The sequence below is a fragment of the Burkholderia sp. Bp9004 genome, assembly GCF_003858025.1.
Lineage (GTDB): Bacteria > Pseudomonadota > Gammaproteobacteria > Burkholderiales > Burkholderiaceae > Burkholderia > Burkholderia diffusa.
The window spans coordinates 147114-173836 of record NZ_QTQD01000006.1 but is presented as its reverse complement, the minus strand read 5'-3'; the positions used below and the strand labels follow the sequence as shown (position 1 = coordinate 173836).

The 26723-nt window shown below is 67.1% G+C and carries 24 protein-coding genes and 1 pseudogene; 15 read left to right on the top strand and 10 right to left on the bottom strand.

The window, feature by feature from the left end; all coding sequences use genetic code 11:
• Positions 1-26 precede the first annotated feature (26 nt).
• Positions 27-740 (bottom strand): GntR family transcriptional regulator, encoded by a 714-nt coding sequence (locus DIE08_RS09835; protein ID WP_124901764.1) that lies wholly within the window; start codon positions 738-740, stop codon positions 27-29.
• A 172-nt stretch (positions 741-912) separates the two neighbouring features.
• On the opposite strand from DIE08_RS09835, the gene DIE08_RS09830 reads away from it, so the two are divergent.
• The 5 genes from DIE08_RS09830 (at position 913) to DIE08_RS09810 (ending at position 6968) form a co-directional block, all read left to right on the top strand.
• Complete coding sequence (locus tag DIE08_RS09830) at positions 913-2211, top strand: MFS transporter (protein ID WP_124624587.1); 1299 nt, start codon at positions 913-915, stop codon at positions 2209-2211.
• 51 nt (positions 2212-2262) lie between these two features.
• Positions 2263-2991: an aspartate/glutamate racemase family protein gene (locus tag DIE08_RS09825; protein ID WP_059604763.1), complete on the top strand. Its 729-nt coding sequence runs from the start codon at positions 2263-2265 to the stop codon at positions 2989-2991.
• Between the two features lie 10 nt (positions 2992-3001).
• Positions 3002-4417: a dihydropyrimidinase gene (gene hydA, locus DIE08_RS09820; RefSeq protein WP_124901763.1), complete on the top strand. Its 1416-nt coding sequence runs from the start codon at positions 3002-3004 to the stop codon at positions 4415-4417.
• A gap of 65 nt (positions 4418-4482) precedes the next feature.
• Positions 4483-5679 carry a serine hydrolase gene (locus DIE08_RS09815; RefSeq protein ID WP_124901762.1) on the top strand — a complete coding sequence of 399 codons (1197 nt, stop codon included), beginning with the start codon at positions 4483-4485 and terminating at the stop codon, positions 5677-5679.
• A 71-nt stretch (positions 5680-5750) separates the two neighbouring features.
• Positions 5751-6968, top strand: coding sequence for a serine hydrolase (locus DIE08_RS09810; RefSeq protein ID WP_260436499.1), 1218 nt, complete (start codon positions 5751-5753; stop codon positions 6966-6968).
• Positions 6969-7025: 57 nt separating this feature from the next.
• Here DIE08_RS09810 and DIE08_RS09805 read toward each other — a convergent pair whose 3' ends face one another.
• Positions 7026-8384, bottom strand: coding sequence for an aspartate aminotransferase family protein (locus tag DIE08_RS09805; protein WP_124901760.1), 1359 nt, complete (start codon positions 8382-8384; stop codon positions 7026-7028).
• Between the two features lie 382 nt (positions 8385-8766).
• Here DIE08_RS09805 and DIE08_RS09800 point away from each other — a divergent pair, with 382 nt between their 5' ends.
• Complete coding sequence (locus DIE08_RS09800) at positions 8767-8946, top strand: hypothetical protein (protein WP_124901759.1); 180 nt, start codon at positions 8767-8769, stop codon at positions 8944-8946.
• A 59-nt stretch (positions 8947-9005) separates the two neighbouring features.
• Here the strand turns inward: DIE08_RS09800 and DIE08_RS09795 are convergent, their stop codons facing one another.
• Both DIE08_RS09795 and DIE08_RS09790 read right to left on the bottom strand, forming a co-directional pair.
• Positions 9006-9512, bottom strand: coding sequence for a GNAT family N-acetyltransferase (locus tag DIE08_RS09795; RefSeq protein WP_124901758.1), 507 nt, complete (start codon positions 9510-9512; stop codon positions 9006-9008).
• Between the two features lie 479 nt (positions 9513-9991).
• Positions 9992-10606: a glycine zipper 2TM domain-containing protein gene (locus DIE08_RS09790; RefSeq protein ID WP_124901757.1), complete on the bottom strand. Its 615-nt coding sequence runs from the start codon at positions 10604-10606 to the stop codon at positions 9992-9994.
• A gap of 430 nt (positions 10607-11036) precedes the next feature.
• Between DIE08_RS09790 and DIE08_RS09785 the strand changes: the two genes are divergently transcribed.
• From DIE08_RS09785 to DIE08_RS09775, 3 genes are all read left to right on the top strand, one after another.
• Positions 11037-12236 carry an amidohydrolase family protein gene (locus DIE08_RS09785; protein ID WP_124901756.1) on the top strand — a complete coding sequence of 400 codons (1200 nt, stop codon included), beginning with the start codon at positions 11037-11039 and terminating at the stop codon, positions 12234-12236.
• A gap of 68 nt (positions 12237-12304) precedes the next feature.
• A complete protein-coding gene (locus DIE08_RS09780; RefSeq protein ID WP_124901755.1) occupies positions 12305-13489 on the top strand; it encodes an amidohydrolase family protein in 1185 nt (394 codons plus the stop codon).
• Between the two features lie 67 nt (positions 13490-13556).
• Complete coding sequence (locus DIE08_RS09775; RefSeq protein WP_124901754.1) at positions 13557-14030, top strand: nuclear transport factor 2 family protein; 474 nt, start codon at positions 13557-13559, stop codon at positions 14028-14030.
• A gap of 59 nt (positions 14031-14089) precedes the next feature.
• Here DIE08_RS09775 and DIE08_RS09770 read toward each other — a convergent pair whose 3' ends face one another.
• Entirely contained in the window at positions 14090-14956 is an 867-nt protein-coding gene (locus DIE08_RS09770; RefSeq protein WP_124901753.1) for a LysR family transcriptional regulator, read from the bottom strand.
• Positions 14957-15548: 592 nt separating this feature from the next.
• Here DIE08_RS09770 and DIE08_RS09765 point away from each other — a divergent pair.
• A complete protein-coding gene (locus DIE08_RS09765) occupies positions 15549-16334 on the top strand; it encodes an ABC transporter substrate-binding protein (RefSeq protein ID WP_124901752.1) in 786 nt (261 codons plus the stop codon).
• A gap of 45 nt (positions 16335-16379) precedes the next feature.
• Entirely contained in the window at positions 16380-17228 is an 849-nt protein-coding gene (locus tag DIE08_RS09760; RefSeq protein WP_124901751.1) for a phytanoyl-CoA dioxygenase family protein, read from the top strand.
• Positions 17229-17334: 106 nt separating this feature from the next.
• On the opposite strand, the gene hutC is transcribed toward DIE08_RS09760, so the two are convergent.
• Together hutC and DIE08_RS09750 are read right to left on the bottom strand one after the other, a co-directional pair.
• The gene (gene hutC / locus DIE08_RS09755) at positions 17335-18072 is read right to left on the bottom strand and encodes a histidine utilization repressor (RefSeq protein WP_124901750.1); all 738 of its coding nucleotides are present in this window, start codon (positions 18070-18072) and stop codon (positions 17335-17337) included.
• A 44-nt stretch (positions 18073-18116) separates the two neighbouring features.
• Positions 18117-18881 (bottom strand): SDR family oxidoreductase, encoded by a 765-nt coding sequence (locus tag DIE08_RS09750; protein ID WP_124901749.1) that lies wholly within the window; start codon positions 18879-18881, stop codon positions 18117-18119.
• Between the two features lie 410 nt (positions 18882-19291).
• Here DIE08_RS09750 and DIE08_RS09745 point away from each other — a divergent pair, with 410 nt between their 5' ends.
• Positions 19292-20002, top strand: a complete 711-nt coding sequence (locus DIE08_RS09745; protein ID WP_124901748.1) for a YceH family protein — start codon at positions 19292-19294, stop codon at positions 20000-20002.
• An 85-nt stretch (positions 20003-20087) separates the two neighbouring features.
• On the opposite strand, the gene DIE08_RS09740 is transcribed toward DIE08_RS09745, so the two are convergent.
• Both DIE08_RS09740 and DIE08_RS09735 read right to left on the bottom strand, forming a co-directional pair.
• Positions 20088-20510: a hypothetical protein gene (locus tag DIE08_RS09740; RefSeq protein WP_124901747.1), complete on the bottom strand. Its 423-nt coding sequence runs from the start codon at positions 20508-20510 to the stop codon at positions 20088-20090.
• 32 nt (positions 20511-20542) lie between these two features.
• Positions 20543-20806, bottom strand: a pseudogene (locus tag DIE08_RS09735) (hypothetical protein); the annotation flags it as partial.
• A 237-nt stretch (positions 20807-21043) separates the two neighbouring features.
• On the opposite strand from DIE08_RS09735, the gene DIE08_RS09730 reads away from it, so the two are divergent.
• The 3 genes from DIE08_RS09730 to DIE08_RS09720 all read left to right on the top strand — a co-directional run bounded on the left by DIE08_RS09730 (position 21044) and on the right by DIE08_RS09720 (position 26519).
• Positions 21044-22351, top strand: coding sequence for a lipase family protein (locus DIE08_RS09730; protein WP_124901746.1), 1308 nt, complete (start codon positions 21044-21046; stop codon positions 22349-22351).
• A gap of 165 nt (positions 22352-22516) precedes the next feature.
• A complete protein-coding gene (locus DIE08_RS09725) occupies positions 22517-23647 on the top strand; it encodes a 3-deoxy-7-phosphoheptulonate synthase (protein WP_124901745.1) in 1131 nt (376 codons plus the stop codon).
• A gap of 493 nt (positions 23648-24140) precedes the next feature.
• Positions 24141-26519, top strand: coding sequence for an ATP-binding protein (locus DIE08_RS09720; protein WP_124901744.1), 2379 nt, complete (start codon positions 24141-24143; stop codon positions 26517-26519).
• On the opposite strand, the gene DIE08_RS36545 is transcribed toward DIE08_RS09720, so the two are convergent.
• Complete coding sequence (locus DIE08_RS36545; RefSeq protein ID WP_174906892.1) at positions 26494-26697, bottom strand: hypothetical protein; 204 nt, start codon at positions 26695-26697, stop codon at positions 26494-26496. The genes DIE08_RS09720 and DIE08_RS36545 overlap by 26 nt on opposite strands.
• Between the last annotated feature and the right edge of the window lie 26 nt (positions 26698-26723).

The window sequence follows — 26723 nt, the reverse complement described above, 5'->3', positions numbered from 1 at the left end:
GGAACAGGGCGGCTGTCACGAAGCGGTTACGCTTCGGCCGCCCGCTTGCCCGGCGCGTCGGCCGTGCTCGTGCGATCGAGGATCGCCAGCACTTCGCGCGCGGTGTTCTCCGAATGGCTGCGCAGCACCTGCGGCAGCTGCGTGTGGTCGGGATCGGCGAGCGCGGCCATGATGGCTTCGTGCTCGTGCAGCGATTCGGCCCAGCGCAGCGTGTCCGCGTTCGCGGCGCCACGTGCGCGGTGCACCTTCGACATCAGCGACGCATAAATGCCCGACAACACCGGGTTGCCCGCCGCGTCGACGATCATCTGATGAATCTGCTGGTTCAGCCGGAAATATTCGACACGCTTGCCGGCCTCGTGGCACTCCACCATCCGCCGGTGCTTCGCCTGCAACGCGGCGAGCGTCGACGCGGCGATGCGCTTGCGCAGCAACTCTCCCGCCATCGCCTCGAGCCCGTGCAGCAGCTCGAACGTCGACACGAGATCGTCGACGTCGATCGGTGCGACACGATAGCCGATGTACTGGCGATGCGTGACGGCGCCCTCCGCGACGAGGACCTTCAGCGCTTCGCGCAGCGGCGTCTTCGACACGTCGAACGCGAGGCTCAGTTCCTTTTCGTCGATCCGCGCACCGGGCGGCAATTCGCCTTCGTCGATCATCACGCGCAGGCGCGCGGCGATCTCCGCGGCCATGCCGCGGGTGCGCAGAAGCAGGGGATTGCGGGGTGTCTGGCTCATGATGGGGCAAGCTTATCACGATATCGGGGCTTACCCTGCACCATCTTAGTGATACAACAAATTCAATGAAACCAAGTGTTTACGATAACGGTAATTATAAATTTCTAATCCTATACTCGGCTCCACGTTGCGCGACGTCCTGACCATCCTCGTTCACTCCTGGAGTCCGTCCATGTCTTCAACCTCCGGTGTCGCCGCCATGACGGTCGGCAAATCCGCCGTCCGCTGGAAGATATTCGTCGTCATGCTGAGCCTCATCGCGATCAACTACGTCGATCGCGCGTCGCTGTCCGTCGCCATGCCTTACATCTCGCAAGAGTTCAACATCGGGCCGGCGATGGAGGGTCTGATCCTCAGTTCGTTCTTCTGGACCTATGCGGTGATGCAGATCCCGGGCGGGATGCTGGCCGACCGGTTCAAGCCGCGCATCGTGATCGCGACGGCAACCGTGTTCTGGGGCTTCTTCCAGGCGATCGCCGCGCTGTGCACGAACGCGCCGTCGCTGTTGCTCACGCGCCTCGGCCTCGGCGCGTCCGAAGCGCCGATCTATCCGGCCGGCGGCAAGCTCAACGCGATCTGGATGACGCAAACCGAGCGCGGTCGCGGCGCCACGCTGCTCGACGGCGGCGCGCCGCTCGGCGCGGCCCTGGGCGCGGTGCTGATCGCCGGGCTGATCGCGCTGCTCGGCTCGTGGCGGCTCGCGTTTGCGGTCGCCGGTGTCGGCACCGTGCTGGCCGGTTTCCTTGCGTGGTACTACATCCGCAATACGCCGCGCGAGCATCCGGGCGTCAACGATCTCGAAGCCGACTACATCGAGGCGTCGCACGCGAGTGATCTCGCGGCCGAGCCGGCCAATGCGTCGGGCCGCTCGCGCGACTTCTTCAAGTACCGCTCGGTGTGGTGCATGTTCTTCGGCTGGATGTGCTTCAACAGCGTGTTCTACGGGCTGCTCACGTGGATGCCGAACTACCTGCACAAGGTGCACGGCTTCGACATCAAGCAGATGGGCGGCTCGACCTTCATCATCTTTTTCTGCGGCTTCGTCGGCGAGCTGCTCGGCGGCTGGATCGCCGACAAGTGGAAGGCCGCGGGCGGCCGTCCGAACGTCGTGATGCGCACGCTGTTCGGCATCGCGGCCGTGATCGCGACCGTGTCGATCTTTTCGGTCGCCTACGTGAAGAGCCCGGTCGTGTGCGTCGCGCTGCTGTCGTCGACCCTGTTCTTCCTGCGTTGGTGCGGGCTGTACTGGTGCATTCCGTCGTCGCTCGGCACGCGCAACAAGATCGGCTTCCTCGGCGGCTTCATGAACCTCGGCGGCAACATCGGCGGCATCACCGTGCCGATCGTCGTCGGCACGATCGTGCAGTTCACCGGTTCCTATTTCCTTGCGCTGATGGTGTTCGCGGCGGCCGGCGTCGGCCTGCTCGTGTGCTCCAGCGCGATCGACTACGAAAACAAGCTCCCGGTCTGACCGACCGCTTTCACTGCATCGACTGCATTCACTGGTAGAGAGAAACCCATCATGAAGAAACGTACCCTGCTCGGCATGCTCACCCCGTCGTCCAACACGTCGCTCGAGCCGCTGACGAGCGCGATGGTCGCCGGCCTGCCGGGCGTGTCCGCGCACTTCGCGCGCTTCCCGGTCACCGAGATCTCGCTGACGGGCCAGGCGCTCGGCCAGTTCGACGACGACAAGATCATCCAGGCCGCGATGCTGCTCGCCGACGCGAAGGTCGACGTGATCGCGTGGAACGGCACGTCGTCCGGCTGGCTCGGCTTCGAGGCCGACGAGCGGCTGTGCCAGCGCATCACCGAGGCGACGGGGATTCCCGCCACGACCTCCGTGCTCGCGCTCAACGAGATCCTGAAGAAGACCCACGCGCACGAGTTCGGCCTCGTTACGCCGTACCTCGACGACGTGCAGACGAAGATCGTCGACAACTACCGCCGCTCGGGGCTGAACTGCATCGCCGAGCGCCACCTGAATCTCAAGGTCAATTTCTCGTTCTCCGAAGTGACGGGCGACCAGATCGGCGGGATGGTCCGCGAAGTCGCGAAGGCCGGCCCGCGCGCGATCTCGATCTTCTGCACGAACCTGAACGCCGCGCACCTGGTGCCGGCGCTCGAGGAAGAGACGGGCATTCCGATCTACGACACGATCTCGACCGTCGTGTGGAAGTCGCTGCAGCTCGCCGACTACGACACGCGGCAGGTGAAGGGCTGGGGGCGTCTCTTCAGCGACGTGATCTGAGGCGCGCGCCATGTCGAACGATCTCGATTTCGTGATCCGTCACGCGGACGTCGTGACGGCGGCGGACCGGTTCTCGTGCGACATCGGCATCCGCGCGGGGCGCGTGGCCATGCTCGGCCACGGGCTCCCGCGCGCGCCGCGCGAGCTCGACGCGACCGGGATGCTGGTGATGCCGGGCGGCGTCGATGCGCATTGCCATCTCGACCAGCCGATGCCCGACGGGCTGAAGATGGCCGACGACTTCCTGTCCGGCACGCGCTCCGCGCTGTGCGGCGGCACGACCACCGTGGTGCCGTTCGCCGCGCAGGCGAAGGGGCAGTCGCTGCAGGCGGCCGTCGACGACTATCACCGGCGCGCGCAAGGGCGCGCGCTGATCGACTACGGCTTTCACCTGATCGTCGCCGATCCGACGCCGCACGTGCTGGCCGAGGAACTGCCGCGGCTGATCGCGAACGGCTACACGTCGTTCAAGGTGTACATGACCTACGACGACCTGAAGCTGAACGACCGGCAGATGCTCGACGTGCTGTCGGTCGCGCGCGAGCATGGCGCGCTCGTGATGGTGCATGCGGAGAACTCGGACTGCATCGGCTGGCTGACCGAGCGGCTGCTCGGCGACGGCCACGTCGCGCCGCATTTCCACGCGCATGCGCGGCCGGCGGTGGTCGAGCGCGAGGCGACGCATCGTGCGATCGCGTTCGCGGAACTCGTCGACGTGCCGATCCTGATCGTGCATGTGTCGGGTGCCGAGGCGATCGAGCAGATCCGCTGGGGGCAATCGCGCGGGTTGCCGATCCTGGCCGAAACCTGCCCGCAGTACCTGTACCTGACGGCAGCCGATCTCGGCCATGGCGGTCACGACGGGTACGAAGGCGCGAAGTGCGTGTGCAGCCCGCCGCCGCGCGATCCGGCGAACCAGCAGGCCGTGTGGAAGGCGTTGAAGCAGGGCGTGTTCTCGGTATTCTCGTCCGATCACGCGCCGTTCAACTACGACGATCCGTGCGGCAAGCATCCGGGTGGGCATACCGTGTCGTTCGACCATATCCCGAACGGAATTCCGGGGCTCGAGACCCGCTTGCCGCTGCTGTTCGACGGCGTGCGCAAGGGTCACCTGTCGCTGCACCAGTTCGTCGAGCTGACGTCGCTGCGGCCCGCGAAGCTGTACGGGCTGTATCCGCGCAAGGGGACGATCGCGGTCGGCGCCGATGCGGATATCGTCGTGTGGGACCCGGACAAGCGCGTGCGGATCGCGAATGCGTCGCTGCATCATGCTGTCGACTACACGCCTTATGAAGGGATCGAGGTGACGGGCTGGCCGCGTCATTGCCTGTCGCGCGGCGAACTGCTCGTCGAGGATGGCCGGCTGCTCGCCGCAGAGCCGGGGCGCGGGCAGTTCCTGCCGGCCGGCAAACCGTGTCTCGACTGACTTCACGGCAATTTGATGTGCCGCTCCGCCGGCAACGGCGGATGCGCATTTCCACAGGAGCAAGCATGAGCATTTCCCACGCAATGCGCGGCATCGCGGCCGCCGCGATCGTCGCCGGGTCGTGCGGCGGCCCGGCGCTGGCCGCGGGCGGCGGGCCGCAGGACCTGCCGAGCGTCGTGCCCGAAGCGGCCGGCGTCGATTCTGCGCCGCTCGTGCGGATGTCCGAATGGCTGCGCCGCGACCGGATGGACGTGCGCAGCCTCGTCGTCGTGAAGGACGGCAAGATCGTGTTCGAGCGCTACGGTGACGGCCTCACGCGCGACAACAACTACGAGCTGTATTCGGTGACGAAGACGATCACCGCGCTGCTCGCCGGCATCCTTGACGGCGAGGGCAAGCTCGACCCGTCGACCAAGGTCGCGCCGCTGATCGCGGCCGCGCGGCTCGATCTCGCGAGCGAACTCGCGGACAAGCAGGACATCGAGCTGCGGCATCTGATGTCGATGTCGAGCGGCTTGCGCTACACGACGCGCGAAGGCACCGATCCGCTGTACTACGACGCGCCCGACCGGTTGCGCGTCGCGGTGACGAGCCGGGCCGCGCAGCCGCCCGGCACGCATTTCGACTACATCGACGTGAACCCGGTGCTGGTCGGCACGGCCGTGTCGATCGCCGCGCGGGAGCGCGAGGACGACTTCGCGCGCAAGCGGCTGTTCGAGCCGCTCGGCTTCGCGCATTACCGCTGGAGCGGCGCCGACGGCACCGGCGCGGTGGCGGGCGGCTGGGGCCTGCGGCTGCGCGCCGTCGACATGGCGAAGATCGGCATGCTGCTGCTCGACAACGGCCGCTGGAACGGCAAGCAGGTCGTGCCGGCCGGCTGGGTCCGGCAGATGACCACGCCGTCGCCGGCCGCGGCCGACTACGGCTATTACTGCTGGATCAGCCACGTCGTCGAACACGGCACGCCGGAATTCGGCGCGATGGGCTTCAAGGGGCAGTTCATCACGGTGCTGCCCGCGCAGCGTGCGGTCATCGTGATGACGAGCCTGCTGCCGACCGACGGCGGCTTGCGCGACGCGACCTATCTGAACCTGTATCGGCGGATGGTCGGCGACTACATCCTGCCGGCGCTTGCGCCCGCGCAGCCGCCGGTCGAGCGCGCGGAAACCACGCAGGCGCTGCGCGACGAACTCGCGCGCAGCCGTCGCACGAAAGGCGTGCCCGGGACCGCCGCCGCGTTCAACGATGCGCCGGAGATTTGATGAGGATTACAAATTTCATTGACCGTTTGTCCATGTGGCGTCGCGATGGGCGGCGCCCGGCGGCGCCTTTCATGCGACGGCTGCTCGCGCGGGTTGCGGCGCTGCTGATCGGCGGCGGCGCGCTGGCGTCGGCGCCGGTGCTATCCGTGGCGCACGCGGCCGATGCGCTGCCGCCGCTGCATGAAACCGGCATCGCGGCGGCTGCGCCGGAAGACGTCGGCGTGGATTCGCGCAAGCTCGTCGAGCTGTCGCGCTGGATCCGCGAGCAGAAGCTCGACGTGTACAGCCTGCTCGTCGTGAAGGACGGCAAGCTGATCTTCGAGCGCTACGGTGCGAACGCGTCGCGCGATTCGACCTACGAGCTGTATTCGGTGACGAAGGCCGTGACGTCGCTCGTCGCGGGCATCCTGGTCGATCGCGGTGCCGTGCATCTCGACGAGCCGGTGGCCGCGCGGCTCGCCGCGTGGCGCCCCGATCTCGGCGACGCGCTCGCGGACAAGCGCGGCATCGAGCTGAAGCACGTGCTGTCGATGTCGAGCGGCCTGCATTACGACTTCAGCCCGAAGGACGATCCGATCTACTACACCGCGCCGGACCGGCTGAAGCTCGCCGCGTCGGCCGCGCCGAAGGTGGCGCCCGGCGCCGCGTTCGAGTACACCGACGTGAATCCGATCCTCGCATCGGCGATGTTGAGCGCGGCGGCCGGCGAGCCCGTCGAGCGCTATGCGCAGGCGCACCTGTTCGGCCCGCTCGACATGAAGCGCGCCGCATGGGAGCGCGCGGACCGCACGGGGCTCGTATCGGCCGGCTGGGGGCTGCGGCTGCGCGCGGTCGACATGGCGAAGATCGGCATGCTCGTGCTCGACGGCGGGCGCTGGCAGGGGCGCCAGGTCGTGCCGCAGGCGTGGATCGCGCAGATGACGTCGCCGCGCGTGTCGCCGCATTTCGGCTACTACTGGTGGATCAACAACATCGTCGAGCGCGAGCCCGAATTCGACGCGATGGGCTTCAAGGGGCAATTCATCACGGTGCTGCCGAAGCGCAACACGGTGATCGTGATGACCGGCGTGCTGCCGGTGGACGGCGGCCTGCGCGACGCGGAGAACGTGAAGCGGTTCCGGCGGATGGTGAACGGCTACATCCTGCCGGCGCTCGATGGCGCCGCCGCGTCGGGGCAGCGTGTCGGCGGCGGCGATCCGCGTGCGGCGCTGCGCGACGAGCTTGCAGCGAGCGCGCGCACCGCAGGCGTGCCCGGCACGCAGGTCGATCCGACGGATTTGCCGAAGTAGCGCCGGGCGTGCGTTCGGCTTGCCGCTGCGGGCGAGCCGAACGGCCGCCGCATCACGTCACGCCAGTTCGCCCAGGCATGCGTCGAACCGCGCGACGAGCGTATCGACGTCGTCGGTCGTCGTCTGCGGGCATACGAGCATCATGTTGTGGAACGGCGTGATGAGCACGCCGCGGTTCAGCAGGTACAGATGCACGATGTGCTCGAGCTCGCTGTCGAGCTGTTCGCCCGCAATCGTGCCGTTGCGCGGCGGCACGGGTGTGAACTGGAACTCGGTGCGCGCGCCGATGCGCGTCACGCACCATGGCAGCCCGTGTTTCGCGATCACCCGTTCGAGCCCGGTCGCGAGCCGCGCGGCCAGTTCGAACATCTGCGCATACGCGGCATCGGTCGCGACTTCGGCGAGCGTCGCGCGCATCGCGTGCATGGCCAGCATGTTCGCGGTGAGCGTCGTGCCGATCCCGGAATGGCCGGGCGGCGCGTTCAGCTTCGCCTCTTTCGCGCGCTCCGCGAATTCGGCGCTGAACCCGTAGACCGCGCACGGCACGCCGCCCGCGATCGGCTTGCCGACCACCAGCGCGTCCGGTTCGAGACCGTGCGCGGCCGCGTAGCCGCCGGGGCCGCTGCTGATCGTGTGCGTTTCGTCGATCACGAGCAGAGTGCCGTAGCGGCGCGTCAGTTCGCGTGCGGCCTCCCAGAAGCCCGGATCGGGCAGCACCATCCCGATGTTCGTCATCGCCGGCTCGGCGAGCACGCACGCGACGTTGCCGTCCTTCAGCGCCGCTTCGAGCGCGTCGAGATCGTTGAACTCGACGACGCGCGTGTTCGCGAGCAGATCGTAGGACTGCCCGAGCAGGCTGTCGCGCTGCACCGGGCGGCCGTCCACGAGGTCGACGAACACGTCGTCGACCGTGCCGTGATAGCAGCCGTTGAACACGACGATCGTGTTGCGGCCGGTGGCCGCGCGCGCCCAGCGCAGCACGAAGCGGTTCGCGTCGCTCGCGCTCAACGCGAATTGCCAGACGGGTAGCTTGAAGCGGCGCGCGAGTTCTCGCGAGACCCACGCGGCGTCCTCGCTCGGCAGCATCGTCGTGTAGCCGCGCGTCGCCTGTTCGGCAAGTGCGCGCGCGACCGGCTCGGGCGCATGGCCGAACATCGCGCCGGTGTCGCCGAGACAGAAGTCCGCGTAGCGATGACCGTCGACGTCGGTGAACGTCGCGCCGCGCGCCTCCTTCACGACCAGCGAGAACGGCGTCGACCAGTCCTGCATCCAGTGCAACGGCACGCCGAACAGCAAATGCTCGGACGCTTCCGCGGACAACGCGCGGGAGATCGGCATGGCTTCGGTGAATGCACGGCGCTCGCGATCGAACAGCGCGCGGGCGCGGATGAGGTCGACTCCGTGGCGGGTCTGCAATTGAGGCTCCTGTGACGGGTTTGCATGGACGGGTGATGCCTCCGAGAGCTTGTCATATTCCATGCGCGCGGTCGATTCGGGCCTGACCGCGTATCCATCAGACATCGAGTTTCTGCGCATAAAGATACGACGACATATGTCTTTTCTCCGTCACTGAGAAGTGAGTGTGCGCACACATTCCGGCGAAGGCAGCTTTGAAATGAGGTAAGCGACAGATGCATCCTCGATTTCGATCACGGCGAGGCTTTGCCTGGTGGTGCGACGACGTATGAATGGAGGTCCGCCGCCTGCGTGTCGATACCCCAACCATTGAAGGAATGCCCACGGCCGCAAACCGCTGCCGTTCGCCTTCGCCCGTCCGATCACCTTCGCCGCAGCAGAGGTGTCGCGCCGCGATTTCATCGGCTGGACCGGCACACCCGCAGGCGGTGCTGTGCTCGGCGGACTGTTCGCGGCCACACGAGCATTTGCTGCCGGCACCGTGCCCAACGCGGCGGTTGACCTGACGAACGTGACGATCGCCGGGCAGGCTGTCAACACGACGATCACCGACAAGCGATGACGTAACGGCGTGGAGAGGCGTTCGCGTGCGACCGGTCAAGGGCGCGCGAACGCGACGCGTCATGCCAGCGTCTTGACCATGTGGTGTTCGTCGTAGAAGCGGCCGTCGACGAACAGCGAACGCGGTTCCGTGCCGAACCGGACGAACCCCCGCGACGCGTACACCCGTTCCGCGGCGCCGTTGATTTCATTCACGCACAGGACCAGTTGCATGCACTGCCACGCTTGCGCTGCGTGCGCGGTCGCGTTGTCGAGCAGCGATTGCGCGATGCCGCGCCCGCGATACGCGGGGTCGACGAACACGCCCCAGATCGTCGCCTTGTGCGCGACCTTGGCACGCGCATCGCGGCGCACGCCCGTGATGCCGACGAGCGTTGCGTCGTCGAACGCGCCGAACACGGCGCGCTCGTGGGTTGGGGTGATGCGCGTCGCGAATTCATCGAGCGGGACGCGTGCTTCTTCGTCGCGGGTCGGCAGGAACGAGGTCGGCGACGTGTCGACCGCGCGGAGGCGGACGGACTGGAATTGCGCCGCGTCGGCGGCGTCGAGCAGGCGGATCGTGATCATCGGTCGGGATTGTCGTTGGTGTGCCGTGATATCGGAATCTGCGGCGCAATGCGCGGCAGGGCGTCGACAATGCTAAGCGGAAACGCACGCACTCGTTTGCCCGATCGGCACGCGTGATGAAGGGCGCCGATGCGCGAAGGGCGCTGGAGATGACGCGTGGAGAATGAATGAGCGTTCGCGATGCCTGCGGGCAATCGCGCACTCGGCGTCGAAGGGATGCGAGCGGAAACGAACCGGATGCGGACATGTCGGCCGCAGCGTTCGATGCGAGCCCGACCGCGGCCGGTGCGCGACGTGAGGCGCGTGACGGCGCAGTGCCGTACGCGACAAGCGTGCCGCGCTGATGGAAGGAGCGGGGATGAAGCAATGCGCGCCCGTGCGTTGCGCCGAAGCGGCGCACGGCGTCGGACGCGCGAAATGCGGACGCGACGTGAGGTGTCCGCGATGCACCCGATCAGCTCAGGTGCACGCGACCCAAATCAATAACGCGACAGCTGATTGCCGTTGATCTGGACGCGATCGCCCGGGCGCAGGTTGCCTGGCGACTGCACGTCGAACGAGCGCGTCGAGCCGTCGCTGACCTGCACGTCGATCCGGTAGCTGCTCGGCGGTTGGGCCGCGCCCATCTGCTGGCCGATCTGGTTGCCGGCGACGGCGCCGCCGAGCGCGCCGATCACGGTGGCAGCATCGCGGCCGTGGCCGCGGCCGAACTGGTTGCCCACCAGGCCGCCGACCAGCGCACCGACGACGGTGCCGGCGACGCCCGACGCGCCGATCGAGCCGCTGACCGGCTGGATGTTCGTGACGGTGCCGTATTGCGTGCCGTAGCCGTTGCCGTATTGCCCGGCGTAAGGCTGCGGGTTGCCGTATTGGTCGTACTGCGGGGCCTGGCTCGGATATGCCGGCTGCTGCGACTGCACGTAGCCGGGTTGCGAATACGCGGGCTGCGCGTAACCGGGCGTCGCGTACTGTTGCTGCGGATAGCCCGGTTGCGCGCCGTAGTAGCCCGGCGCGACACAGGCGGTCAGCGGAAGCGCCGCCACGGCGACGAGCGAGGCGAACAGAACGGTCTTCGTGGAAGGCATGCGCATCATGATGTTTCCTGCATCGGCAACGTGTTCGCCGACGAATTCCCGGACGGGTGGCGAACTCGGCGTGAGTATAAGGAAAGGGCGGATGCGCGTCCGGTGCGGCCGGGTAACAACGTGTAAAGTCTGTTGCCGCGCAAATCGCGGCCGGGCGCGGCGCCGCGCTACGCCCGGCCGCGACCGTGCCGATGCACGCTTGTCGGCAATGCGGGCACCGTCCCGGCGATCGCACCCGATCGCCGCGCCAGGCGCGACGGGGCGGCCCGTCCGTATATCGCGAAATCGAATGCGCGGCATCGCGACATTTAATTGGCCACTGGCCATCGCGTCCGATATCGTGACCGCATTCCCTGCCAACGGCCGGGCCGTGCCGGCCGCGGTCCTTTCGGCCATCCGAGCCGGCGTCGCGCAGCGACCGCCCCACACGTTCCGAGTCATGACCGATCGCTTCTTCACCAACGCCGTCGATGCCGGCGGCCAGCCCGTCAACCTCGCCGTCCATGACGGCCGCTTCGTCGCGATCGGGGCCGATTGCACCGCCGCGCCCGGCGCGGAAACGATCGACCTCGGCGGGCGCGTCGTGCTGCCCGGCTTCGTCGACGGCCACATCCATCTCGACAAGAGCTTCGTCGGCGACCGCTGGGTGCCGCACGAACCGGTCGGCTCGCTGCGCGAGCGGCTCGCGGTCGAGAAGCGCCAGCTCGCGGCCGCTCCGCCGATCGTCGAGCGCGCGAATGCGCTGATCGCGCAGGCCGCCGCGTTCGGCACGATCGCGATGCGCAGCCACGTCGACGTCGACGCGACGACCGGCCTGTCGAACCTGCAGGCCGTGATGGCCGCGCGCGAACAATGGCGCGGGGTCGTCGACATCGAACTGGTTGCGTTCCCGCAGGCCGGCGTGGTGACGTGCCCGGGCACCGCCGAGATCCTCGAGGCGGCCGTGCGCGAGGGCGCCGACGTGGTCGGCGGGATCGACCCGACGACGCTCGACGGCGACGCGGACGGCCAACTCGACATCGTGTTCGGCATCGCCGAGAAGCGCGGCGCGAAGATCGACATCCACCTGCACGAACCGGGCGAGACCGGCATCGCGCAACTGTTGCGGATCGCGGCGCGCACGCGCGCGGCGGGCCTCGGTGGCCGCGTGAACGTGAGCCACGCGTATGCGCTCGGCCAGGTCGATCATGGCGAGGTCGCGCGTGCGGCCGCGGCACTCGCCGGCGCCGGCGTGTCGATCCTGACCAATGCGCCGGGCGACTGCGCATTCCCGCCGGTGCGGCAGCTGCGCGACGCGGGCGTGCACGTGTTCGCCGGCAACGACAACATTCGCGATGCGTGGTGGCCGTACGGCAACGGCGACATGCTGCAGCGCGCGATGATGGTCGGCTACCGCTCGGGTTTCTACACCGACGAAGCGCTCGCCATCGCGCTCGACATGGCGACGCATGCCGGCGCGCGCGCGATCGGCAAGGCCGACTACGGCATCGCGGTTGGCTGCGACGCGAGCTTCGTCGCGGTGCGCGCGCCGAATGCGGCGGCCGCCGTCGCCGGCGTGCCGGCCGAACGCTGGGTGTTCCGCCGCGGCGAAAGCGATACCGGTGCGCCGTTCGCGCCGGCACAACGTTTCACGCGATAACGACCTGACCGCCGTCGCGGTGCGTGCATCGTGAAGGCTCTGCACTGACCGACCACACAGGAACCGACATGACGAACCTGCTGATCCGCAACGTCCGCACGCATGCAGACGAAGCGCTCGACATCCTGATCGAAGGCGAGCGCATCGCGCGCGTCGGCCCGTCACTCGACGCACCCGCCGGCTGCGCGATCGAGGACGGTGCGCGCGCGCTCGCGCTGCCCGGCCTCGTCGAAGGCCACACGCACCTCGACAAGACCCACTGGGGAATGCCGTGGTATCGCAACGCGGTGGGGCCGCGCCTGGTCGACCGCATCGAGAACGAACGCAACTACCGCGCGACGAGCGGCCACGATGCAGGCGCCGCGTCGCTCGCGCTGTCGCGCGCGTTCCTCGCGGCCGGCACGACGCGCATCCGAACGCACGTCGACATCGATACCGAAGCCGGGCTGCGGCATCTGCACGGCGTGCTCGCGACGCGCGAGACGCTGCGCGGCCAGGTGGAGATCCAGATCGTCGCGTTTCCGCAGTCGGGCGTGCTGAAGCGGCCGGGCACCGATGCGCTGTTGTCCGAAGCCCTCGCCGCCGGTGCCGATCTGCTCGGCGGCCTCGATCCGTGCGCGATCGAAGGCGATCCGGTCGAGGCGGTGGACGTGCTGTTCGGGATCGCCGAGCGTCACGGTCGCGGGCTCGACCTGCACCTGCACGAGCGCGGGTCGATGGGCGCGTACTCGCTCGACCTCATCCTGCAGCGCACTGCCGCGCTTGGCATGCAGGGCAAGGTCACGATCAGTCACGGGTTCTGTCTCGGCGATATCACCGAACGCGAGCGCGACGCGCTGCTCGCGCGGATGGCCGAACTCGGCGTCGCGATCGTCACGACCGCGCCGGCCGCGGTGCCGGTGCCGCCGGTCGCCGCGTGCCGTGCGGCCGGCGTGACCGTGATCGGCGGCAACGACGGTGTGCGCGATACGTGGACGCCGTACGGGTCGCCCGACATGCTCGAACGCGCGATGCTGATCGGCATGCGCAACGATTTCCGCCGTGACGACGCACTCGAAGTCGCGCTCGATTGCGTGACGCACGGCGCGGCACGCGGTTGCGGCTTCGCCGACTACGGTCTGGAGGTGGGCAAGCGTGCGGACGTTGTGCTCGTCGATGCGCTGACGGTCGCCGAGGCCGTCGTCGCGCGGCCGACGCGGCGGCTTGTCGTGTCGTCGGGGAAGATCGTCGCGCGCAACGGCGCGCTGGTCTGAGTGAAGCGTAAGCGCAGCGTCACCCCGGTATGATCCGGTTTTCAGCCGGATTTCCCGGGAGACGACGATGCGACGCACGACAGCGGCACGGGCCGCACGATGGATGACGGCGGCTCTGGTCGCCGCGAGCGCCGCGCATGCGGTGGCGGCCGGCCCGACCGACGCGCAGCAGGAAGCCAACCGGCGGACGGTGCTCGCCTTCTACGAAAAAGGCCTGAACGAGAAAGATGCGGACGCCGCGCTCGCGTACGTCGGCGATCGTTACGTGCAGCACAACCCGAACGCGGCCGACGGCCGCGACGGCTTTCGCCAATTCATTGCATTCCTGCGTGACAAATATCCGCAGTCGCACAGCGAGATCGAGCGCTCGTTCGTCGACGGCGACTACGTGATCCTGCACGTGCACGCGGTGCGCGAACCCGGCACGCGCGGCAGCGCGATCATGGACATCTTCCGGCTGGAGCATGGCAAGATCGTCGAGCACTGGGACGTGAACCAGCCGGTGCCGGAGCAGGCGGCGAACGGAAACACGATGTTCTGACGCGCGTGCATTCCCCGGTCACGCGGTTGCTCGGCTGATGCGGACCGGCATCGCCGCGCTCATTCCTCCTCCTGCTCCAGCATCGCCGCGAGCGCCTTCGTCAGTTCGCTGACCATCGGATCGGCCGTCGGCCGATGCAGGATCGCGATGTCCATGTTCTCGATCGGCGCGAAGCCGCCGTGTTGCTCGGTCAGCACCACGTGGTCGTCGGTCACCACGCGCGCGGGCAGCACGCTGATGCCGAGCCCGTCCGCGACGGCCGCCTGGATGCCGCTCAGGCTCGACGTCGTGAAGCTGATCCGCCAGCGGCGGCCGCGTTCCTCGATCGCCTTGATCATGTCGTCGCGATAGAGCCCGCGTGGCGGGAACACGACGATCGGCACCGGATCGAGCTCGATCGTCGGATGTTGTGCGCTGTCGATCCAGCGCAGCTTCTCCGGCCAGCGCACCACCGCCTCTCGGCTGTCGCGCCGTTGCTTGATCAGCACCAGATCGAGCTCGCCGCGATCGTAGGCCGCGGAGATGTCGCGGCTCAACCCGCACATCACCTCGAGCTTCACCTGCGGATGATCGCGCTTGAAGGCGGCGAGCGCATGGGTCGTGCGGCCCGCCGCGAAATCGTCGGGCACGCCGAGCCGGATCGTCAGCGCGACGGTCGCGCCCGACAGCGCTTCCAGCATCTCGTCGTTCAGCGCGATCATGCGCCGGGCGTAGCTGAGCACCGTCACGCCGGCGTCGGTCGGCCGCACGTCGCGCGTGCCGCGGTCGAGCAGGCGATGCCCGGCGATCTCCTCCAGGCGCCGCACCTTCTGGCTGACCGTCGATTGCGTTGAATGCAGGCGCGCGGACGCGGTCGTGAAGCTGCCGCAGTCGGCGACCATCACGAGCGCGCGCAACAGGTCGAGGTCGAACAAAGGTCTATTCATTTCTACACTTTTCCGGCGTCGAGCATTTCATTTACAAATACATGCGACGACTTTTAACATGGCCCGAGCCCGTGGGCAATCGCGGTTTCGCCGGACCCGGCGCCGGAGGCGCTGCCGCGCGGCGCGGCCGATCGCGGTGCACGGCAATCATGTGGAGGCGGCACGCGCGGGCATGAACGCCGATCACATGAATCGGTTCGACCGTAGCATCAATGCGGTATAGGTCAGAACCTGGACCGGGTAAATCGCGAGTGGTGATTCCCGATCGTCCCGGCTTGTGGATATTCAATCGAATACACCCTCCGCCGACTGTGCGCATTACCGGGTAAACGCGTGAACGCTCGCGAATTTCCGGTAAATTCTTATATTTTGCATGTTACATCGCTCTTTCAGCGCGAATTCTCCACGCAATTCCCGCCCGTGGGCTCCACGTTCATTCGCTCGGCTTGCGCTCCAAAATTGAGCGGTCTAGACTGCATCGCAGTTTCATCGAAGTCCCAGTCTTTCGCGCACCGCGCCGGGCCTGCCGGCACGACGCTCCCCAACGGACGCCCGGCGCTCGCCCGCCGCGTCGAGACCACAAGGACACACCATGAACCGCACTGCAAAGCTCGTCGTTTCCGCGCTGGCGTTCGCGCCGCTCGTCGCGTTCGCGCAGGACACGGCGACGATCCGCTGGGGCATCGATCCCACCTATCCGCCGTTCGAGGCGAAGCAGCCCGACGGCTCGCTCGCCGGTTTCGACATCGACCTGCGCAACGCGATCTGCGAGCAGTTGCGCGCGAAATGCGTGTGGGTCGAGCAGGGCTTCGACGGGATGATTCCGGCGCTGCGCGCGCGCAAGTTCGACGTGATCATGTCCGCGATGACGGCCACCGACGAGCGACTCAAGCAAATCGACTTCTCGAACAAGCTGTACGCGTCACCGGGTGCGCTCGTCGCGCCGGCCGGTTCGAAGCTGCTGCCGACCGCCGCGTCGCTCGCCGGCAAGCGCATCGGGATCGACCAGGGCACGACGCAGGAGGCGTACGCGAAGGCCGAATGGGCGACCAAGGGCGTGACGATCGTGTCGTACCAGAACCAGGACCAGGTGTATCAGGATCTGGTGAACGGCCGCCTCGACGCGACCTTCCAGGACAAGACGCAGGCCGGCTACTCGTTCCTGAAGACGCCGCGCGGCAAGGGTTATGCGTTCGCGGGCCCCGACGTGACCGACGTGCGCATCACCGGGTACGGCGTCGCGATGGGCGTGCGCAAGGGCGACGCCGAGATGAAGAAGCGGCTGAACGACGCGATCGTCGCGATCCGCGCGAACGGCACGTACCAGAAGATCGCCGCGAAATACTTCGACTTCGACATCTACGGCGCGAAGCAGTGAGCGTCGCACCGTGACTCCGTGATTCATTCCATCGACAGGCAAACCATGACGAGTATCCAGGAGCGCGTCGCGCAAGCCGTGACGCCCGAGCTGATCGCCGCCTTCCGTGAGGAAGGCGCGGTCTGCATCAAGGGCATCTTCTCGCCCGACGAAGTGGCCGCGCTGCGTGCCGGCATCGACGCGAACCTCGCGCAGCCCAGCGCGCGCGCGAAGGTCGCGAGCCGGCCCGACGACCCGGGCTGGTTCTTCGAGGACTTCTGCAACTGGCAGCACAACGACGCGTACCGCGACTTCATCGTGCGCTCGCCCGCGCCGTCGGTGGCCGCGGCGCTGATGGGCACGCAGACGGTGCGGCTGCATCACGACCACCTGCTCGTGAAGGAGCCCGGCACGCGGCAGCGCACGCCGTGGCACCAGGACCAGCCGTACTACAACATCGAAGGCGACGACAACGTCAGCATGTGGATTCCGGTCGATCCGGTGCCGCTCGAATCGACGCTGGAATTCATCGCGGGTTCGCACCAGGGGCCGTGGCTGATGCCGCGCACGTTCATGGACAAGGAAGCGAAGTGGTTCCCGGAAGGCAGCCTCGCCGACCTGCCCGACATCGAAGCCGACCGCGCGGCGTTCCCGATCCGCCATTGGGCGCTCGAGCCGGGCGACATGGTGTGCTTCCGGATGCTCACACTGCATGCGTCGGGCGGCACGCAGAATCGCCGGCGCGCGTTCTCGATCCGCTTCGTCGGCGACGACATCCGTCACGCGCCGCGCCGCTGGAAGACGTCGCCCGATTTCCCGGGGCTCGCGGACGAACTGCCGGACGGCGCGCCGCTCGAGCATGCGCTGTTTCCGGTCGTGTGGTCGCGCGGCGCGGGGCAGGTCGGGGTGATCTGAGCGTAAGCGGCGCAGCGCGACGCCATCAGGTGAGCTCACGCGTGCGGCGTCCGTTTTGCGATGAAGCGGCCGCCGCGCGTGGCCGTTTTCGAGCGTCGGCGAAGGTTCAGGTCTGGTGCCGCCCGGCGCCCGGCTTGAAGCGCGAGCCGAGCCGGTAGCGGTTGCCCGGATGCAGGAAGTGCACGAACGTGACTGGCAGTCCGTTCGTCCAGGTGCGGCGCGTGAGCGTGAGGCACGGCTCGTCGGCGCGCATGTCGAGCAGCCGCGCCTGTTCGCCGGTCGGCAGCGACGCGTCGACCACGTGCTCGATCTCCAGTTCGTAGTGCGACACGTTGTTGAACAGGTATTCGGACGGCGGCTCGGCCTGGAAATCCTGGTCGATGAATTCGGGCGCGGCGGCCGGGTTCACGTAGCGATCCTCGAGCTGGATCGGGCGGCCGTTTTCCTCGTGCACGCACACCACGTGAAAGACCGGCGTGTTGACCGCGAGCCCGAACGCGGCCGCGACGTCGAATGATGCAGGCTCGCGCGACTGGCTGAGCACGCGGCAGCGGTACTCGTGGCCGCGCGCGCGGATCTCGTCGCGGATATGCGCGATCATCAGCAAGTTCGACTGCGGCTTCACCTCGGCGACGAAGGTGCCGACGCCCGCGATGCGCTTCAGCACGCCTTCCTCGGTCAGCTCGCGCAGCGCGCGGTTGACCGTCATGCGCGCGACGCCGAACTGCGCGGCAAGATCGAGTTCGGACGGAATGCGGTCCCCCGGGCGCCAGTCGCCTGCTTCGACCTGCTGGCGGACAAGCGTCTTGATCTGCTGGAACGGTGCGGTGGTCTTCGTGACCATCGGGGGATCCTCGGGGAAAGGCAACCGCGAAATTCTATCCCGGATCAGGTCGCGGACAGTTCGCGAACGTCGGCCGTCGGCGCCGAACCGAACGCGTCGCTCAGTGCATGGCCGATCAATTGCCGCGCGGCCGCTTCGGGCGTCGACAGCGCGCCGCTCGACTTCAACTGGTCGAATTTCTCGCGCATCGGGAAGTTCGCTTCGCTGGTCGAGCGGATCGTCGCCTGCATGCCCGTATCGACGACGCCCGGCGCGACGCTGCAGATCCGCAGCGCGCGGTTCGCGTCGAGCGCGACGGCGCGCGCGTGATGATCGAGCGCCGCCTTGGTTGCGCAGTAGACGCTCCAGCCCGCATACGCGTTGCGCGCGGCGCCGCTCGACACGTGCAGGATCCGGCATTCGGTCGGTGCCGCTGCCGCCTGTACGAGCGCGGCCGACAGCATCAGCGGCGCCGCGACGTTCACGCCGACCGCGCGCGCGACGAGCGCCGGATCCTGCGCGTCGAGCGGGCCGATCGGATCGACGATGCCCGCGTTGTTGAAGAGCAGCACGATCGACGCGCCGTCGACGAAGCGGCGCAGCGTGTCGCCGGCGAGCCACGTCGCGATGGCCGACGTGTCCGACAGGTCGAGCTCGATTTCGGCGAAACGGCCGCCGGCCTGCGCGGCGAGCGACGGATGACGGCTGCGCGACACACCGAGCACGGCAATGCCTTCCTGCAGCAATTGTTCGGCGAGCGACGCGCCGAGGCCGCGCGTGTGTCCGGTGACGATGGCGCGCACGGGCGGCGCTGAGATGGATGCAGTCATGGCGGTGAAGGAGTGAACGGATGAACCGTGTCGACGCGTGGCGCGCATGCGCGGCGGCACGGCGGGCGGGACGGGCGATGCGCGGTGCTGGCGTGGCGTGCGAAATCGGCCGCGTGCGGCACCGCATCCCCAAGTGAACGCGTATCGTACCGCCGGCCCGCGCGACGCGCAAACGCGGGGCGACGCCGCGCGCAGGCGCGGTGCGTGGATTCGCGACGTCGAACGCATGCGCCGCCGCGCACCGCCGCGTGGCCGATACGTTGGACGAAAGCGGGCTGCGGCAAGTCCGCACGCCATGGCCGCGAGTGGCGCCGGGCCCCACGTCGCGAGCTATCATATGGCTCGCCCGTTCGCGACGCCGGACGGGGCGCGACCGTTTCCCTTCACTTGCTGCACGCTGCGACGCATCCATGAACACCACGCCGGACATGCCCACGCCACGCGCCCTGCGCGAACTTACGCCTCTCGAGGCCCGCATTCTCGGGGTGCTCGTCGAGAAGCAGCACACCGTGCCCGACACCTATCCGCTCTCGCTGAATGCGCTGACCTCGGGCTGCAACCAGAAAACCGCGCGCTCGCCGGTGATGAACGTCAGCGAGGACGAAGTCACGACCGCGCTCGACGGGCTCAAGCATCTGAGCCTCGTGATGGAAGGGAGCAGCAGCCGCGTGCCGCGTTTCGAGCACAACATGAACCGTGTGCTCGGGATTCCGAGTCAGGCGATCGCGCTGCTGACGATCCTGCTGCTGCGCGGCCCGCAGACGGCCGCCGAACTGCGCCTGAACAGCGCACGCCTGCATGGCTTCGCGGACATCTCGTCGGTCGAGGCGTTCCTCGACGAACTCGCGGCGCGTGCGCAGCCGCTCGTCATCCGGCTGCCGCGCGCGCCCGGTGCGCGCGAGAATCGCTGGATGCACCTGATGTGCGGCGAGGTGAACATCGCCGAATTCGCCGGTTCGGATGCGGGCGCCGGCGCGGACTCCGTTCCGCCGTCCGAGTTCGAGGCGCTGAAGGCCGAACAGAAGCGGCTTGCGGATGAGGTGGCGCGGCTGAACGCGCTCGTTCAGCGCATGGCGACCGAACTCGGGATCGACGTCGACACCCCAGGCGACGCCGGCTGACCGCCCGCCCGAGCCAACTCGACACCGGCGCGGCCGAGGGCGCGCCGGGTGACGAACGCGCCTCCCGGCACCGCTCGAATCCGCGCTACCAGCGGCACCCCGTCTTCTCGGACGCATCGACGTCCTGCGCCCACGCGAAGTCGGTCTTCTTGCCGGTGCGCGCATTGGTGTACGTCATCGAATAGACGATCGCACCCTGGCTCATCATTTCGTATTCACCGTTGATCTTGCCGTCGACCATTTCCCACCACGTCGTCGTGAACTGGTACGGGCGGCCTTCCGCGAGTTCTTCCTGATCCACGTGCTTGAACAGCAGCGGAATCGCCGCCTTCGATTTCGCGTAGCGGACGACACCACCTTGCCACTTCGCCACGTCGTCGTAATACGTGCGCAACTCGAAGCGCACGGGTTTGTCGCCGGTCGTCCTGAAGCACAGCACCTCGATGCTGACTTCGGCCGACGCAGGCAATGCGATGCACAGCAGCAACGCGGCAAGTGTCTTTTTCATGTTTGCGTGTGAGTCGTGGATGGAACGGCGATTCAGCCGACGGTGATCCGCGTCGCGCCCGCGTCGACGAGCCGGAACAGCAGATCCTCGACGGCCGCCTCCGGCGCCGGACCGAGATCCGCGTTCACGCGGCATCCCTGCTCCGTGCGCGCCGGTTCGGACAGATAGTGAACGATACCGTGCAAACCGTCTTCCGCCGGCACGCCTTCGTCGTCGGCGTCGAACCGCGCGAAGAACCATGTCTTGAACGCGTTGGTGACCGCGACTTCGTCGGGACCGCCGGCTTCGATCGTCGCGATGGAGTTTAGGCGTTTACCTTCAAACAAAGGGAAATCCGCATCAATTCCGTTCTCGCTGTGCTTCAATTCATCCGGTTCGCAGTCCTACTAAATTACATATCGAAAATAGAACGGACAATTCACTCAAAGGAGACAGACGATGGCCAGAAACCCGTCTTGACGCCGCAATCCGGACAAGTCGCAACACAGCGAACTTCCTCGATGAAAAGCAGGTTATCCCCAGGGGCAACTTCGATGTTCTCCAAACGTTTGATGACGATCGCGGCCGCCGTGCTGGCCGTCACCACGTCGTCGGTTCACGCCGGCGCGGCCACCGTGACGAACCCGTTCTACACGTACACGGGCGCCACGCCGTTGAAATCGATTGCACCCGGCACGGTGCTCAACACGCGAACCGTCACCTATCACGTGGCCGGAATGCCGACGGCGTTGACCGCCAAGCAGTTGCTGTATCGCACCAGCGACGCGCAGAACCGGCCGGTCGTCAACGTGACGTCGGTGATCCGGAGCCCGGTCAGCAACGGCCGGGCGATCTCGTACCAGTCGGCCTACGACTCGCTGAATCCTTACGACGAACCGTCGCAGGTGATCGCCGGCGATCGCGACGTCACGAAGGTCATCAACGTCGGCACCTTGCTCTACAGCGCGGAATCGATCCCGCTGTCGACGCTGCTGCTGCTCGGCTACAACGTGATCGTGCCCGATACGGAAGGCCAGACGGCGGACTTCGCCGCCGGCCCCGAATACGGGATGACGACGCTCGATTCGATCCGCGCGGCGCTCAACACACCGTCGACGGGCCTCGCGCCGACCAGCAAGGTCGCGATGATCGGCTATTCCGGCGGTGCGATTGCGACGAACTGGGCCGCGCAACTCGCGCCGAGCTATGCGCCGGACATCAACAAGCAACTCGTCGGCGCGGCCGAGGGCGGCGTGCTGGTCGATCCCGCGCACAACCTGCGCTACGTCGACGGCAGCATCGTCTGGGGCGGCGTCGCGGCGGCTGCGCTCGCCGGGCTGTCGCGCGGCTTCGGCTTCGATCTGACGCCGTATCTGAGCGACAGCGGCGTTGCCGTGTTCAACGACATCCAGAACCAGTCGCTCGCCTATATCCTGCCGAAGTATACGGGGCTGCATTGGGCGACGCTGTTCAAGCCGCGATACGCGAACGACATCAACAGCATTCCGGCGTACGTGACCTACGCGAACAAGGTGAATGCCGGGCTGGCCGCGTCGCCGACGATTCCGATGTATATCGGTCAGGGCACGGCCGGCGTGCTCGACGGCACCTTCGGCAGCCAGGTGGGCGACGGCGTGATGCTCGCGTACGATGTACGCGCGCTGGCGCAGAAATTCTGTGCCAGCGGCGCACCGGTCGTGTACACCGAATATCCGCTCGAACATGCGGGCGCGATCGCGCCTTGGGTGGCCGGGATGCTGCCCTGGCTCTACGACCGCTTCGGCGGCAAGGCCGCGCCGAGCAATTGCGCGCTGACGGCATTGTTGCCGAGCAATTCGCTCGCGCCCGAGACGCTGCACTAGCCGCCACGCGCATCGACATCAATCGCCGGGCGATCCTTCGCGGATCGCCTTTTTTCATCCGGCGCCTTGACGCCGGTCGCCGTCCCCCGCCGCGCCTCGCTGCCGCCACGCGCGAGTGCCATAATCGAGCCTGCACATCATTCCAGACGTCCCCGGAGAATCCCCATGCAGAACCTCGACAATCCTTCCCACGATCGCGAGGTAGGCAGCGCCGACGCGACGCAGGACACCACGCGCATCGACGACGTCCGCATCGGCGCCGTGCGCCCGCTGATCTCGCCCGCGCTGCTGCAGGATGAACTGCCGGTGCCGGCCGCCACGCAGACGCTCGTCGAGGACACGCGCCGCGCGATCGGCGACATCCTGCACGGCCGCGACGACCGGCTGCTGCTCGTCGTCGGCCCGTGCTCGATCCACGACCACGACCAGGCGCTCGACTACGCACGTCGCCTGAAGGCCGCCGCCGATGCGCTGAAGGAGGACCTGCTGATCACGATGCGCGTGTACTTCGAGAAGCCGCGCACGACCGTCGGCTGGAAGGGCTACATCAACGATCCGCGCCTGGACGGCAGCTTCCGCATCAACGAAGGGCTGCGCGCGGCGCGGCAACTGCTGCTCGACATCAACGCGCTCGGCCTCCCCGCGTCGACCGAATTCCTCGACCTGCTGAGCCCGCAGTACATCGCCGACCTGATCGCGTGGGGCGCGATCGGCGCGCGCACGACCGAGAGCCAGAGTCATCGCCAGCTCGCGTCGGGGCTCAGCTGCCCGATCGGCTTCAAGAACGGCACCGACGGCGGCGTGCAGGTCGCGTCGGACGCGATCGTCGCCGCGCGCGCGAGCCACGCGTTCATGGGGATGACGAAGATGGGCATGGCCGCGATCTTCGAGACGCGCGGCAACGACGACGCGCACGTGATCCTGCGCGGTGGCAAGAACGGGCCGAACTACGATGCGGAGCACGTCGAGGCGAGCTGCGCGGTGCTGCGCAAGAGCGGGTTGCGCGAGCAGGTGATGGTCGATTGCTCGCACGCGAACTCGAACAAGTCGCATGAGCGGCAGATCGAAGTCGCGCAGGATCTTGCGCGGCAACTGTCGCAGGGCGAGCACCGGATCGTCGGCGTGATGGTGGAGAGTCATCTCGAGGCCGGGCGTCAGGATCTGAAGCCCGGCGTGCCGTTGCAGTATGGCGTGTCGATTACGGATGCATGTTTGAGCTGGACGCAGACGGAGCCGGTGCTGGACGTGCTGGCGGAAGCGGTGCGGCATCGGCGCGTGTATTCGCGCAATGCGTGAGGTCACGGCGGCGGGTTGAGGCCCGCCGCCGTCATAGTTGGCCCATCGACGAAGACGGGTGCCGAGCAAGTTGTTTCATTTTTCCCGTGTGCCGCGCCACGCGGAAACCTCGCTCGCGCGTGTTCTGCCCGCGGCACGTCGCATATCGGCGGTATCCATCCGAACTACTTGAATCGCGGCGACGCTGGCGAGACATACGTCCAGTCGTGCCGTGACCGTTGCGCCGACCGCTCACCGGCGCGGTGCAAATTGCCAGGCGCGTGTGCCCGAGCCGCCGTGCCGCGTGCGGCCGCGCTGTGGGCGATCCTGCTGATACGAACCCGATTGCCGCCGGCAAAATTTAGGCCAATTCTTAAGGGATCTGTCTGAAATAGGATTGGATGGACGGTTGATTTGCGAATCGTCGGATAGAGTCGACACATCTGCAAACCTCAACCGACGGCGCATGCCGTGCATGGTCTCCGATGCACCTGCTCCGGCCGCCCCATCGTACATGGAAGGACGTCCTATCGCGTATCGCACCGCACCGCGCCTGCTCCTGCGCGCAATGTTCCTTTTGCTCGTTGCCTCGTCGCTCCCTGCGAACGGCGCGACCGCCTGCTGGAAGCCCACTTTCACTGACGAGGAGCTGCAGTGGATGCGCGCGCACCCGGTTGTCAATATCGCAGTCGAGGCGAACTGGCATCCGATCGAATACATGCGCAACGGCAACCATGCAGGCCTTGTCGCGGGGTACCTGAACGCAATCTCGAAAATGACCGGGCTGACGTTCGAGACAGTGCCGGGCACGGAATGGGGTCACGCGTACGCTGCGCTTGCGGCGCACAAGGTCGATCTGCTGCCGGGCGTGTGGCGCGAACTGGTGCCGGACCGCGCCGGCACCGGTGCGCTCGTCAGTGCGCCCTACCTGGTCGGGCGGCTGACCGCCGTCACGCGCAACGACTCCGCGATGATCTTCAACCTGAAGCGGCTCGAAGGCCGGCGCGTCGCGATCAAGGGGCGAGGCGCGGTCGAGTATTTCACGCGCAACAGCGGCGTGATGCTCGACGTGCTTACGTTCGACACCGAGGAACTCGCGCTCGCCGCGGTTGCCAACGGCGAGGCCGATGCCGCGCTCGGCGTCGACGTCACGGTTCTGCCGATCGTGCAGCGGCAGTTTCCCGGGCAGCTTTACATGTCGGGGATGCTTGCAGACCGCCCCGTATCGCTGGCGATGCTCACGCGGGCAGACCTGCCGATCCTCGCATCGATCATCGACAAGTCTCTCGCGGCCATTCCCGTGAGCAAGACGGCGGAGCTCACCCGCGACTGGGTCGAGATGGCCGATTACGGCAAGCCGACGATCCGTTCGATCCTGCATTACCGGGCGCCCCAGGTGGTCGCGATTGTCGCCGCGCTGCTGGCGTTCGCGATGCTCGCATTCCTGTCGTGGAAGTCGCGGGTGGCCGCGATCCGCAGCGAGCGCGACAAGGCGACGTTTCTCGCGTTCGTCAGTCACGAAATCCGCACGCCGATGCACACGATCCTGTCGTCACTGGAATTGCTGCAGCGCTCCCGGTTGACCGAGCAACAGGCGAATCGCGCGGATGCCGCGATTTCGGCATCCGAGACGCTTCTGACGCTGCTCGACGATATCCTCGAATATTCTCGTCTCGAATCGCGCAAGGTCCAGCTTGCCACGCAGGCAGTCGAGCTTGAGTCGTGGGCGCGACATACGGTCGACATGGTGCGCTGGCGCGCCGACGAGAAGATGGTGGAGCTGGTGCTCGACTTTGCTTGTCCGCCGGCGGTGCGTGTTTCAATCGATCCGGTCCGTGTGCGCCAGATCGTGCTGAATCTGCTCGTCAACGCAATCAAGTTCACATCCGCAGGCTCGGTGACGCTGCGCGTCGAGTATGTGTCGAGCCGCCACGGGCAAAATGGCACGCTGACCCTCGAAGTGCGCGATACCGGCATCGGCATTGCGCCTGAGCGGCTCGAACACATCTTCGACGCATACTGGCAGGGGCCTGCCTCGCTTCACCAGGACGTCAACGGCAGCGGGCTTGGCCTCGCGATCTGCCGTGAACTGGTCGCTTTGATGCATGGCACGATCACCGTCCAAAGCCTGCCGCACGTCGAAACGACGATGACGGTGCGATTGCCCGTCACGGCAGTGGACGAGCCGTTGCCGGTGCGGCCTGCCGCATCGATGCCCGTGCCGGTCGACGCACAGCCTGGACACGCTCATCCCGACTCGCCGCGCATCCTGATTGTCGACGATCACGAAACCGTGCAGTTGGCGCTGCAGCAGCAATGCGACGAGCTCGGCTGCGTCGGCATCGTCGCCGGCACCGGCGAGGACGCGCTGCGTCAACTGGCGCACGGCCGTGTCGACCTCGTGCTGCTCGATGGCGATCTGCCGGACTTCGACGGTTATGCGCTCGCGAAGATGATCCGTCAGGATGAGTCGGCACGCGAAGCCAGACATGTTCCGATCATCGCGATTTCGGCGGTGTCCGGCGACGCGCATCGCGAGCGCTGCTTCGACAGCGGCATGGACGGCGTGCTGGGCAAGCCGCTGCGGCTCGAAACATTGCGGGAGTTGATCGCAACGTGGTGCCCAGCGTATGCCGAGACGAAACCGGCGGCGCCGCATGCCGCCGATCTCAGTGCGGTCTATGACCGCGAAGTGGCGAAGGATCTCGATGCCCTTGTCAACGGATTGCTATCGCGCGATTTCGCCGCAGCCGCACGGGCCGCGCACCGGATTGCGGGGGCATCGCATCTGACCAAACTGGGCGATATCGCGGATGTCGCGTTGCAAGCCGAAACGCGGCTTCGCGAACTCCACGGCGTTCATCAAGTCAACCCGTTCGCGACAGATCAATAGACCCAGTCCACTGCCGTTCACGCGGTGGCGAGCCGGCGGACGTGGACTTGATGGCGTTGACAAGCAGGTTCAGCACGATCTGCCGCGTGCGCACCGGATCGATCAGCACGCGCAGCTCGGTCTGGCACGCGAGTTGGAGCGCCAGGCTCAGGTTTTTCTCGTCGACGCGCCAGCGCACTATGTCGGCGCTGCGCTACGTCCATG

Excerpts from the sequence above, each read along its gene's own strand:
- DIE08_RS09725 (WP_124901745.1), top strand. The coding sequence starts at position 22,517 with ATGCAGAACCTCGACAATCCTTCCCACGATCGCGAGGTAGGCAGCGCC.
- DIE08_RS09795 (WP_124901758.1), bottom strand. The coding sequence starts at position 9,512 with ATGATCACGATCCGCCTGCTCGACGCCGCCGACGCGGCGCAATTCCAG.
- DIE08_RS09760 (WP_124901751.1), top strand. The coding sequence starts at position 16,380 with ATGACGAGTATCCAGGAGCGCGTCGCGCAAGCCGTGACGCCCGAGCTG.
- DIE08_RS09740 (WP_124901747.1), bottom strand. The coding sequence starts at position 20,510 with ATGAAAAAGACACTTGCCGCGTTGCTGCTGTGCATCGCATTGCCTGCG.
- DIE08_RS09825 (WP_059604763.1), top strand. The coding sequence starts at position 2,263 with ATGAAGAAACGTACCCTGCTCGGCATGCTCACCCCGTCGTCCAACACG.
- DIE08_RS09745 (WP_124901748.1), top strand. The coding sequence starts at position 19,292 with ATGAACACCACGCCGGACATGCCCACGCCACGCGCCCTGCGCGAACTT.
- DIE08_RS09790 (WP_124901757.1), bottom strand. The coding sequence starts at position 10,606 with ATGATGCGCATGCCTTCCACGAAGACCGTTCTGTTCGCCTCGCTCGTC.
- DIE08_RS09720 (WP_124901744.1), top strand. The coding sequence starts at position 24,141 with ATGGAAGGACGTCCTATCGCGTATCGCACCGCACCGCGCCTGCTCCTG.
- DIE08_RS09730 (WP_124901746.1), top strand. The coding sequence starts at position 21,044 with ATGTTCTCCAAACGTTTGATGACGATCGCGGCCGCCGTGCTGGCCGTC.
- DIE08_RS09835 (WP_124901764.1), bottom strand. The coding sequence starts at position 740 with ATGAGCCAGACACCCCGCAATCCCCTGCTTCTGCGCACCCGCGGCATG.
- hutC (WP_124901750.1), bottom strand. The coding sequence starts at position 18,072 with ATGGTCACGAAGACCACCGCACCGTTCCAGCAGATCAAGACGCTTGTC.
- DIE08_RS09830 (WP_124624587.1), top strand. The coding sequence starts at position 913 with ATGTCTTCAACCTCCGGTGTCGCCGCCATGACGGTCGGCAAATCCGCC.
- DIE08_RS09775 (WP_124901754.1), top strand. The coding sequence starts at position 13,557 with ATGCGACGCACGACAGCGGCACGGGCCGCACGATGGATGACGGCGGCT.
- DIE08_RS09765 (WP_124901752.1), top strand. The coding sequence starts at position 15,549 with ATGAACCGCACTGCAAAGCTCGTCGTTTCCGCGCTGGCGTTCGCGCCG.
- DIE08_RS09785 (WP_124901756.1), top strand. The coding sequence starts at position 11,037 with ATGACCGATCGCTTCTTCACCAACGCCGTCGATGCCGGCGGCCAGCCC.
- DIE08_RS09770 (WP_124901753.1), bottom strand. The coding sequence starts at position 14,956 with ATGAATAGACCTTTGTTCGACCTCGACCTGTTGCGCGCGCTCGTGATG.
- DIE08_RS09780 (WP_124901755.1), top strand. The coding sequence starts at position 12,305 with ATGACGAACCTGCTGATCCGCAACGTCCGCACGCATGCAGACGAAGCG.
- DIE08_RS09815 (WP_124901762.1), top strand. The coding sequence starts at position 4,483 with ATGAGCATTTCCCACGCAATGCGCGGCATCGCGGCCGCCGCGATCGTC.
- DIE08_RS09750 (WP_124901749.1), bottom strand. The coding sequence starts at position 18,881 with ATGACTGCATCCATCTCAGCGCCGCCCGTGCGCGCCATCGTCACCGGA.
- DIE08_RS09810 (WP_260436499.1), top strand. The coding sequence starts at position 5,751 with ATGCGACGGCTGCTCGCGCGGGTTGCGGCGCTGCTGATCGGCGGCGGC.
- hydA (WP_124901763.1), top strand. The coding sequence starts at position 3,002 with ATGTCGAACGATCTCGATTTCGTGATCCGTCACGCGGACGTCGTGACG.